The sequence below is a fragment of the Bartonella sp. AP57NXGY genome (assembly GCF_042195805.1).
Taxonomy (GTDB): Bacteria; Pseudomonadota; Alphaproteobacteria; order Rhizobiales; family Rhizobiaceae; genus Bartonella.
Genome location: NZ_JBHIOZ010000566.1, coordinates 1 through 649, shown reverse-complemented (window position 1 = coordinate 649; position 649 = coordinate 1). Strand labels below are relative to the sequence as shown.

The following is a 649-nucleotide window of genomic DNA, read 5'->3' as shown; positions in this document are numbered from 1 at the left end:
AAATTAACATGTGTTTGTGATGGCTGTGGTTTTGATATTGGGATAAATGTGATTGGGAGCGCTGATGGTCCCCTTGTGTACAACCCTTCTTCCTCCAAAATGAAGCCATCAGTTAAGCTGATTTTGATGAGTTTATCGAGGAGTCTATTTGCTGTCAACTCAATCTACATGAGAGCAAAAGCAGAACCTACACAAACGTGCACGCCTGCTCCATTTGCATTTATTATTTAACATGGAAAATGTGAAAATCTTTATAAATCAAATTATTGACTTAAAAATCCAATGTTTGTTTATATATCATTTTTTATGCTTAAATGATTGTTTGGGTATCAAATGTATTCTCAATAGTTTATAATTTTCTTTTCTTAAATGTGCAGCTCTTTCTGAAAAATGTTCGATAATTTCTTGATTGTTTAATAAAAATTAAAATTGGTTATAAGGAAGAGCTTGTAAATTATAGAGTAGGAAAAAGGTGCATTTTATAAAAAACAGGGGAGGGTTGTTTCCATAACCCAAACATTTTTTCAAGTTGTTGTGGTATCTTTTTGAATTGCTTGATCGATAAAAGTTTTATAATTATCAGAAACAATATATTGGGTATTTTCTCCCAAAGCTTTGAAATGTTCATGACCGCAATGGATTTTTGCTT

1 protein-coding gene is annotated in these 649 nt (G+C 31.4%); it reads left to right on the top strand.

Annotated features, from left to right (window positions below):
- A partial coding sequence (locus tag ACFIL8_RS12065) for a hypothetical protein (RefSeq protein WP_375690014.1) occupies positions 1 to 231 on the top strand: 231 nt, incomplete at its 5' end.
- Positions 232 to 649: the final 418 nt, after the last annotated feature.